The organism is Pseudomonas sp. W5-36 (assembly GCF_046540455.1).
In the GTDB taxonomy this organism is placed as follows: domain Bacteria; phylum Pseudomonadota; class Gammaproteobacteria; order Pseudomonadales; family Pseudomonadaceae; genus Aquipseudomonas; species Aquipseudomonas graminis_B.
The window spans coordinates 101,832-111,158 of the sequence record NZ_JAXCIQ010000019.1; the positions used below are offsets into that span (position 1 = coordinate 101,832).

5 protein-coding genes are annotated in these 9,327 nt (G+C 61.6%); 3 read left to right on the forward strand and 2 right to left on the reverse strand.

All coding sequences use genetic code 11. From position 1 onward, the window contains the following. Nucleotides 1–117 precede the first annotated feature (117 nt). The gene (gene metH, locus SLW74_RS23425) at nucleotides 118–3,828 is read right to left on the reverse strand and encodes a methionine synthase (protein WP_410930271.1); all 3,711 of its coding nucleotides are present in this window, start codon (nucleotides 3,826–3,828) and stop codon (nucleotides 118–120) included. 170 nt (nucleotides 3,829–3,998) lie between these two features. On the opposite strand from metH, the gene SLW74_RS23430 reads away from it, so the two are divergent. The 3 genes from SLW74_RS23430 to nfuA all read left to right on the forward strand — a co-directional run bounded on the left by SLW74_RS23430 (nucleotide 3,999) and on the right by nfuA (nucleotide 8,249). Next, nucleotides 3,999–6,299: a fatty acid cis/trans isomerase gene (locus tag SLW74_RS23430; RefSeq protein WP_410930272.1), complete on the forward strand. Its 2,301-nt coding sequence runs from the start codon at nucleotides 3,999–4,001 to the stop codon at nucleotides 6,297–6,299. 231 nt (nucleotides 6,300–6,530) lie between these two features. Next, nucleotides 6,531–7,550 carry an acyltransferase family protein gene (locus SLW74_RS23435; protein WP_065991424.1) on the forward strand — a complete coding sequence of 340 codons (1,020 nt, stop codon included), beginning with the start codon at nucleotides 6,531–6,533 and terminating at the stop codon, nucleotides 7,548–7,550. Nucleotides 7,551–7,655: 105 nt separating this feature from the next. Continuing rightward, nucleotides 7,656–8,249, forward strand: a complete 594-nt coding sequence (gene nfuA, locus SLW74_RS23440) for a Fe-S biogenesis protein NfuA (protein ID WP_065991425.1) — start codon at nucleotides 7,656–7,658, stop codon at nucleotides 8,247–8,249. A 79-nt stretch (nucleotides 8,250–8,328) separates the two neighbouring features. On the opposite strand, the gene cobM is transcribed toward nfuA, so the two are convergent. Beyond that, nucleotides 8,329–9,075, reverse strand: a complete 747-nt coding sequence (gene cobM, locus SLW74_RS23445; RefSeq protein WP_065991426.1) for a precorrin-4 C(11)-methyltransferase — start codon at nucleotides 9,073–9,075, stop codon at nucleotides 8,329–8,331. Nucleotides 9,076–9,327: the final 252 nt, after the last annotated feature.

Genomic DNA, 9,327 nt, shown 5'->3' on the forward strand with positions numbered 1-9,327 from the left:
TAGGGCGGCAATCCGCCGACTATTTCAGCGTCTGGAATGCCGTATTCGCGAGCAAGCTCGCTCCCACAGGTCCTGCAGTGGCCGAATCCAGTTCAGCCGAAAATGACTGGGCCGTGATTACTCGTCATACCCCAGGTTCGGCGCCAGCCAGCGTTCGGTCACGCTCAGATCCTGCTGCTTGCGCGCGGTGTAGCTTTCCACCTGATCCTTGTCCACTTTCCCCACGGCAAAGTACTGCGCCTGCGGGTGGGCGAAGTACCAGCCGCTGACCGCCGCTGCCGGGAACATCGCGTAGTGCTCGGTGAGAAACACGCCGCTGACGCCGGGTTTGCCGTCGCCCTGGGCCGGGTCGAGGAGGTTGAACAGCACGCCTTTCTCGGTGTGATCCGGGCAGGCCGGGTAGCCGGGGGCAGGGCGGATGCCGGTGTATTGCTCCTTGATCAGCTCGTCGTTGCCCAACTGCTCGTCGCGGGCGTAACCCCAATACTCTTTGCGCACCTGCTGGTGCAGCCATTCTGCGCAGGCCTCGGCCAGACGATCGGCCAATGCCTTGACCATGATCGCGTTGTAGTCGTCGCCCTTGTCCTGGTACGCCTTCGACACCTCTTCGGCGCCGATGCCGGCGGTGGTGATGAAGCCACCGACGTAATCGGTGACGCCGCTGCCCTGGGGGGCGACGAAATCGGCCAGGGAGAAATTCGGCTTGCCGTCGGTCTTGATGATCTGCTGGCGCAGGTGATGCAGCTTGGCCAGTGGCGCGCCGTTATCGTCGAGCAGTTGAATGTCGTCGTGGTCAACCTGATTGGCCGGCCAGAAGCCGAATACGGCGCGGCTGCGGATCAGCTTCTCGTCGATCAGTTTGCGCAGCAACTCCTGGGCGTCCTTGAACAGCGAGGTGGCCGCTTCGCCCACCACTTCGTCGGTGAGGATGCGCGGGTATTTGCCGGCCAGGTCCCAGGAAATAAAGAACGGCGTCCAGTCGATGTAATCCACCAGCACGTTCAGGTCGATGTCTTCCAGCACTTTGACCCCGGTGAACGTCGGCTTCACCGGCTGGTAGGCGGCCCAGTCGAACTGCGGCTTCTTGGCGATGGCCGCGCCGTAGCTCAGGCGCTCGGTGCGGGCGCTGCGGGCGGAGGTGCGCTCACGCACCTCCACGTATTCGGCGCGGGTCTTCTCGATGAAGCCGGCTTTGAGTTCCTTGGACAGCAACTGCGTCGCCACGCCCACGGCGCGAGAGGCGTCGGTGACGTAAATCACCGCGTCGTTGCTGTACTTGGGCTCGATCTTCACCGCCGTGTGGGCTTTGGAGGTGGTCGCGCCGCCGATCATCAACGGCAGGTGGAAGTCCTGACGCTGCATCTCGCGGGCGACGTGAACCATCTCGTCCAGGGAGGGCGTGATCAGGCCCGACAGGCCGATGATGTCGCACTTCTGCTCGCGGGCGACCTGCAGGATCTTCTCCGCCGGCACCATCACGCCGAGGTCGACGATGTCATAGCCGTTGCAGCCCAGCACCACGCCGACGATGTTCTTGCCGATGTCATGGACGTCGCCCTTGACCGTCGCCATGAGAATCTTGCCCTTGGCCTCGGGCTTGTCGCCTTTCTCTTCTTCAATGAAGGGAATCAAGTGCGCCACGGCCTGCTTCATCACGCGGGCGGACTTAACCACTTGCGGCAGGAACATCTTGCCCGAGCCGAACAGGTCGCCGACCACGTTCATGCCGGCCATCAACGGGCCTTCGATGACCTCGATCGGGCGCTTGAAGGACTGGCGCGACAACTCGGTGTCTTCAACGATGTGCGTGGTGATGCCCTTGACCAGTGCGTGCTTGAGGCGCTCGTTGACCTCCCAGCCGCGCCACTCTTCGGTTTCCGCTTCCTTGACCGAGCCGTCGCCTTTGTACTGGTCGGCGAGGGCCAGCAGCGCGTCGGTACCTTCCGGCGTGCGGTTGAGCACCACGTCTTCCACCGCGTCGCGCAGCTGGGCCGGGATCTGGTCGTAGATCTCCAGCTGGCCGGCGTTGACGATGCCCATGGTCAGGCCGTTGCGGATCGCGTACAGCAGGAACACCGAGTGAATCGCTTCGCGCACGGGGTTGTTGCCCCGGAACGAGAACGACACGTTGGACACGCCCCCCGACGTCAGCGCATACGGCAGTTCGTCGCGGATGTAGGCGCAGGCGTTGATGAAGTCGACGGCGTAGTTGTTGTGCTCTTCGATGCCGGTGGCGATGGCAAAGATGTTCGGGTCGAAAATGATGTCTTCCGGGGGGAAGCCCACTTCATTAACCAGAATGTCGTAGGAGCGCTTGCAGATTTCCTTCTTGCGCGCCTCGGTGTCGGCCTGGCCGGCTTCGTCGAAGGCCATCACCACCACCGCCGCGCCGTAGCGCTTGCACAGCTTGGCGTGATGGATGAACTGCTCGACGCCTTCTTTCATGCTGATCGAGTTGACGATGCCCTTGCCCTGGATGCACTTGAGGCCGGCTTCGATGACTTCCCATTTCGAGGAGTCGATCATGATCGGCACGCGGGAGATGTCAGGCTCGCCGGCAATCAGGTTGAGGAAGGTCACCATGGCCTTCTTCGAGTCCAGCATGCCCTCGTCCATGTTGATGTCGATCACCTGGGCGCCGGCTTCGACCTGCTGCAGGGCGACTTCCAGGGCTTCGGTGTAGTTGTCTTCGCGGATCAGGCGGGCAAAACGGGCAGAACCGGTGATGTTGGTGCGCTCGCCGACGTTGACGAACAGCGAGCTGCGATCGATGGTGAACGGTTCCAGACCGGACAGGCGGCAGGCCTTGGGAATCTCAGGAATCGGCCGCGGCGCATAGGGCGCGACGGCGTTGGCGATGGCCTTGATGTGCGCCGGGGTGGTGCCGCAGCAACCGCCGACGATGTTGAGGAATCCGCTCTGGGCGAACTCTTCGACGACTTTGGCCATCTCTGCCGGGGCTTCGTCGTACTCACCGAATTCGTTGGGCAGGCCGGCGTTGGGGTGCGCCGAGACGTGGGTCTCGGCCTTGTTCGACAGCTCTTCCAGGTACGGCCGCAGCTCGCTGGCGCCCAACGCACAGTTGAGGCCCACAGAGATCGGCTTGGCGTGACGTACCGAGTTCCAGAACGCTTCGGTGGTCTGGCCGGAAAGGGTGCGGCCGGAGGCGTCGGTGATGGTGCCGGAAATCATGATCGGCAGCTCGAAGCCCAGCTCGTCGAACACGCCCTGAACGGCGAAGATCGCCGCTTTGGCGTTGAGGGTGTCGAAGATGGTTTCGATGAGGATCATGTCCGCACCGCCTTCGATCAGGCCTTTGGTGGCTTCGGTGTAGTTCTCCACCAGTTCGTCGAAGGTCACGTTGCGGTAGCCGGGGTTGTTGACGTCCGGCGACAGCGAGCAGGTGCGGCTGGTCGGGCCGAGCACGCCGGCGACGAAGCGCGGCTTGTCGGGGGTTTCCAGGGTCTTGGCGTCGGCGACCTGGCGGGCCAGGCGCGCGCCCTCCACGTTCAGTTCGTAGACCAGCGCTTCCATGCCGTAGTCGGCCTGGGACACTTGGGTGGCGTTGAAGGTGTTGGTTTCGAGAATGTCGGCACCGGCGTCGAGGTATTCCTTCTCGATCGCACCAATCACGTCAGGCCGGGTCAGGATCAGCAGGTCGTTGTTGCCCTTGATGTCGCTCGGCCAGTCGGCAAAACGCTTGCCGCGGTAGTCTTCTTCCTCCAGCCGATAGCTCTGGATCATGGTGCCCATGCCGCCATCGAGGATCAGGATTCGCTGTTGAAGAGCCTGCTGGAGTGCTTGAAGACGCGCGCTGCGATCTGACATGAAGGTTACCCGGATGAAGAAGTACGAAATAAGGTGGCGCTGAAAGGTGCGAAATAATAGCAAACCTGTACGGATTTAAATCATTCCGGGATTTACATGAATTCTGTTCATGTTACGCGGCACTGCCAAACGGTAGAATCCCGGCGATTCATTTTCAGGACGCCCGTTCCATGTTGCATCGCGTGCTCGCCAGTTCCCTGGCCTTGTTGTTTTGCGGTGCAGCGTTCGCGCAGTCACCCCTTCAGTCTCCGGCTATTTCCTACAGCCGCGATATCCAGCCGATCTTCACCGAGAAGTGCGTCGCCTGCCACGCCTGCAACGACGCTGCCTGTCAGCTGAACCTGGGCAGCGGCGCAGGTGTGCTGCGCGGTGCATCGAAGGTGCCGGTTTACGAAGGCGACCGCAGCAAGGCGGTCGCCCCCACCCGGATTTTCGTCGACGCGCAGGGCGCTGACGCCTGGCGCAAGAAAGGCTTCTATTCAGTGCTGGACGGGCAGAGCAATCAGGCGGCGCTGATGGCAAAGATGCTCGAGTTCGGGCACAGCGCGCCATTGGTGCCCAACGCGCGGCTGCCGGATGACATCGTGCTGTGCCTGAACCGCCAGAACATGTGCCCGTTGCCCAACGAGTTTGCCGCCTATGCCACGGCGCGTCCGGGGCAGGGAATGCCGCTGGCGGTGACCGGCCTCACCGACGCTCAATACAGCACGCTGCAACGCTGGCTGGCAGCCGGGGCACCCGTGGAGCAGACGCCGGTGCAACCGAGTACGGGCGAAGCGGCGCAGATCACCGAATGGGAGCGCCTGCTCAATCGCCCCGGATCGAGCGAAGCGTTGGTCGGCCGTTGGCTGTACGAACACCTGTTTCTGGCCCACGTGTATTTCAGCGACGGCGAGCCGGGGCACTTCTTCCAGTGGGTGCGCTCGCGCACGCCGAGCGGCCAGCCGGTTGACCTGATCGCCACGCGCCGTCCCGACGACGATCCTGGCACCACCTTCTATTACCGCCTGATGCCGGTGCAGGGCGTCATCGTCCACAAGACCCACATCACCTACCCGATGGGCCCGCAGAAGCTGGCCCGGGTCAAGCAACTGTTCTACAGCGGCACCTGGCACGCCACCGAGCTGCCCGGCTATGGCCCGCAGCATCGGGCCAATCCGTTCGAAACGTTCAAGCAGATCCCCGCTGACGCGCGCTACCAGTTCATGCTGGACAATGCCGAATACTTCGTTCGCACGTTCATTCGCGGCCCGGTGTGTCGGGGCGAGATCGCCACGGATGTGATTCGCGATCATTTCTGGGCGCTGTTTCAAGCGCCCGACCACGACCGTTACATCACCGACGCGGCCTACCGGGCCAAGGCCACGCCATTGCTGGCGATGCCGGGGCAGGACGATGACGTCGGCAGCGTGCTGACCCTGTGGCACGACTACCGCGACAAGCGCAATCAGTACGAAGACCTGCGCAGCGATGCCTACGCGCACATGCCCCCGCCGGGTTGGGCGACGCTGTGGGCGGGCAACGACAACGCGCTGCTGACCATCTTCCGCCACTTCGACAGCGCCTCGGTGAACAAAGGGCTGATTGGCGCGCTGCCCAACAGCGTCTGGCTGTTCGACTACCCCTTGCTGGAGCGCACCTATTACCAGTTGGCAGTCAATTTCGACGTCTACGGCAACGTCTCCCATCAGGTGCAGACGCGCTTGTATTTCGACCTGATCCGCAACGGCGCCGAGGTCAACTTCCTGCGCCTGATGCCGGCCGACAAGCGCGATGACATCCTCGGCGACTGGTACCAGAACGGCGGCAAATTAAAGATGTGGCTGGATTACCAGGCCATCGACGATGACACCCCGAGCGGCCTGACACTCGATGAGAACAACCCCAAGCGTGACTTCGAGCGCAAGTTGATCGAGCGTGCGGGCACCTTGAACGTGACGCCGGACCCGATCAATCGCTGCGACGGCGCCTACTGTTCGCGTGAGGGACTGGACCCGGTGTTCAGCGAGGTGGAGCAGACATTGAGCCGGCTGACGTCGCGGCCGGCGGCGGGGCTGAAGGTCATTCACCAGTTGCCGGAAGCGACGATGCTGCGGATCCAGGATGGCAGCGGCAAACGCATCGTCTACAGCATGCTGCGCAACCGGGCCCACAGTAACGTCGCCTTTCTGATGGGCGAGGATTACCGCTACCAGCCCGGTCTGGACACGCTGACAATCTATCCGGGTGTGCTGAGCAGCTACCCGAATTTCATGTTTAACATCCCGGCCAGCGAGGTCGGTGCGTTCGTTGACGCAATGGAGCAGGCCCACGATCACAAGCAGGCGTTCGACGCTATCGTCCAGCGCTGGGGCGTGCGCCGCAGCCATCCGCTGTTCTGGACGTACTTCCACGACCTGGACCGCTACCTTCAGGAAACCGAGCCGCGCGAGGCGGGTGTCTTGGACATGAATCGCTATGAGAATCTCTGAGCCGCCCGCGAGCCGCCCTGCAGAAAATCTTCACACTACGCGTTGGCCCCGCTGATGCTGCTTCAAACAGGGAAACCCTTGTAAAACATGGCGCGCAGCCATTATGCAGCCCGTCAGTGACGCCGAACCTTTTCGCAACTTATGAAGTCCGACCTTGGGAGTCGCTCTTCGACACCTTGCCTTTTCGGGCGTGGCAGCGAAGGTCAATCCAGACGAAGCAAGAGGTTGCAGATGTTGATTTCGGTTCAGGCCCTGCGGGCACTCGCCGCGTGGGCTGTTGTGTGTCACCACTTCATGCAGATTTTTTTCGACTTCCATCCGAGTGGGCCGGTCGGCCGTTTTTTCACTGAAAAAGGCGCCGTTGGCGTCGACATTTTTTTCGTCATCAGCGGTCTGGTCATCTACCTGTCAACCGTAGACAAGGACATTCCCGCCGGCCGCTTCATGCTCAACCGTGTCATTCGCATCGTCCCGGCGTATTGGCTGTACACCCTGGTGATGGGCCTGCTGGTGGTTGTCGCTCAGCCGCTGCTGCCCCACCAGGTCGTCGACTGGCAAAGCTTTGTGCTGTCGCTGTTGTTCATCCCCTCGGAAAACCCGGGCGGCTACGGCCTCTATCCCACCCTCAACGTGGGCTGGACGCTGAACTACGAAATGCTGTTCTACGTACTGTTCTCGATGGTGTTCCTGTTCCAACAGCGTCTGCGCCCGTTGATTCTCGCGGCGGCGCTGTTTGCCATCACCGACGTGCTGGGTCGTTCGGGGCTGGTCAGCCGGTTCTACGCCAATGACATCGTCTATGAGTTCCTGCTCGGCATTTTCGTGGGGGTGATGTATCGCCGGGGCTGGATCAGTGAGCGGTTGTGGCTGCCGTTGCTGGCCATTGGCGCTGCGCTGTTTACCATCGACCATCTGCAACCGGCGCCGCGCATCATCAACTGGGGCCTGCCGAGTGCGGTGATCGTGGTCGCCTGCATCTCCCTCGAACCCTATCTGCGCAACTATCGCCTGCTGAAGACCATGGGCGACTGCTCGTATTCGGTGTACTTGCTCCACGTGCTGGTGCTGTATGCGGGATGGCTGGTCAGTGAGCGTTACGGCCTGAACCCGTATCTGGTGTTTGCGGTGTGCGTACCGGTCATCGCGCTCGGCGCGTGGCTCAGTTATGAATGGATCGAGAAGGGCTTGTACCGCCGCATGAAAGGCTGGCTGGACCAGAGACGGGCAAGCAAGGAGGCGGCGCTGTCCTGACAGACACCGGGTAGCGGTCGGGTCACTTACCCGACTAAAACACTAGGGCTTTGTCAGGCGCAGTTGATTGGCGTAAACTGTGCCCCACGTCTGCGAGGAATTTTCATGACCGCTATTACGATTACCGATGCCGCCCACGATTACCTGGCCGATCTGCTGGAAAAGCAGAACACGCCCGGCATCGGCATCCGCGTGTTTATTACCCAGCCTGGCACCCAATACGCTGAAACCTGCATTGCCTACTGCAAGCCAGGCGAAGAAAAACCCGAAGACACGGCCATCGGCCTGAAAAGCTTCACCGCCTGGATCGACGCGTTCAGCGAAGCGTTTCTGGACGACGCCGTTGTCGATTACGCCACCGATCGCATGGGCGGCCAGCTGACCATCAAGGCGCCTAACGCCAAAGTGCCGATGGTCAACGCCGACAGCCCGATCAACGAACGCATCAATTACTACCTGCAAACCGAGATCAACCCGGGTCTCGCCAGTCATGGCGGCCAGGTCACCTTGATCGAGGTTGTTGAAGAGGAGGAGGCGAACGTCGCCATTCTTCAGTTCGGCGGTGGTTGCCAGGGTTGTGGTCAGGCGGACGTGACGCTGAAGGAAGGCATCGAGCGCACGCTGCTGGAGCGCATTCCCGAGCTGACCGGTGTGCGTGACGTGACCGACCACACCCAGAAAGAAAACGCGTATTACTGAGAAGTGATTGTGTTGCAGGCAAGGCCCCGACGCGTTCGGGGCTTTTTTATGGGCGCTCGGTAAGGGTGACGGATGCAGGCTAAGGCCTGAACACATGGGCGTGGCCGGCGCGATACAGCGAGGATTCGCTGAACACGTCGTTGCCGAGCACTCTGCCTACCAGAATCAGCGCGGTGCGGCGGAATCCCTTGATCCGCACCTTTTCCTCGATGTCCGCCAGTGTGCCGGTGACCCAGTCCTGGTCCGGCCAACTGGCGCGATGCACCACGGCAATGGGGCAGTCCGCGCCATAGTGCGGTGTCAGCTCGGCGACGATCTTGCCCAGGTTATTGACCCCCAGATGAATCGCCATGGTCGCTTGATGCCGCGCCAGATCGCCGAGACTTTCGCCTTCGGGCATGTCGGTTTTGTCGGCGTAGCGGGTCAGGATCACGCTCTGGGAAATGTCCGGCAGCGTCAGCTCGGTGCCCAACAGCGCGGCGCACGCAGCGGTGGCGGTGACGCCGGGGATGATTTCGAAGGGGATGTGCAGCGCGCGCAGGCAACGGATTTGCTCGCCGATCGCGCCATAGAGACTCGGATCGCCGGAATGCACCCGCGCCACGTCATGCCCTTGTGCATGAGCGGATTTCATCAGCTCGATGATCTGCTCCAGGTGCAGTGAAGCGCTGTTGGTCACCTGAACCGCCTGATGCCCCTCCAGCACCGCCTCAGGCACCAGCGAGCCGGCGTAGATAATCACCGGGCAGGCGCGGATCAGCCGCTGGCCTTTGACAGTGATCAGGTCTGGATCGCCGGGGCCGGCGCCGATGAAAAAAACGGTCATGGGGTGTCCTGATTGGCATTCATTTGAACGATGGTTCGCCGGATGCTTGTCGCTGAATGCACGCGGCCTACTTCTGTAGGACCGGCTTTAGCCGGTAAGGGGCCTGCATGTACACCCTCATATTTGCAGTGTGATGCTTGACGCTTTCCCGGCTGAAGCCGGTCCTATGTATGGACTCGCCCCCACATTCAACCTGCTTTTCGAACACTGCTACCCGGTTGCATCTATGTATAAGGCCTGTTCGAGGAAGCA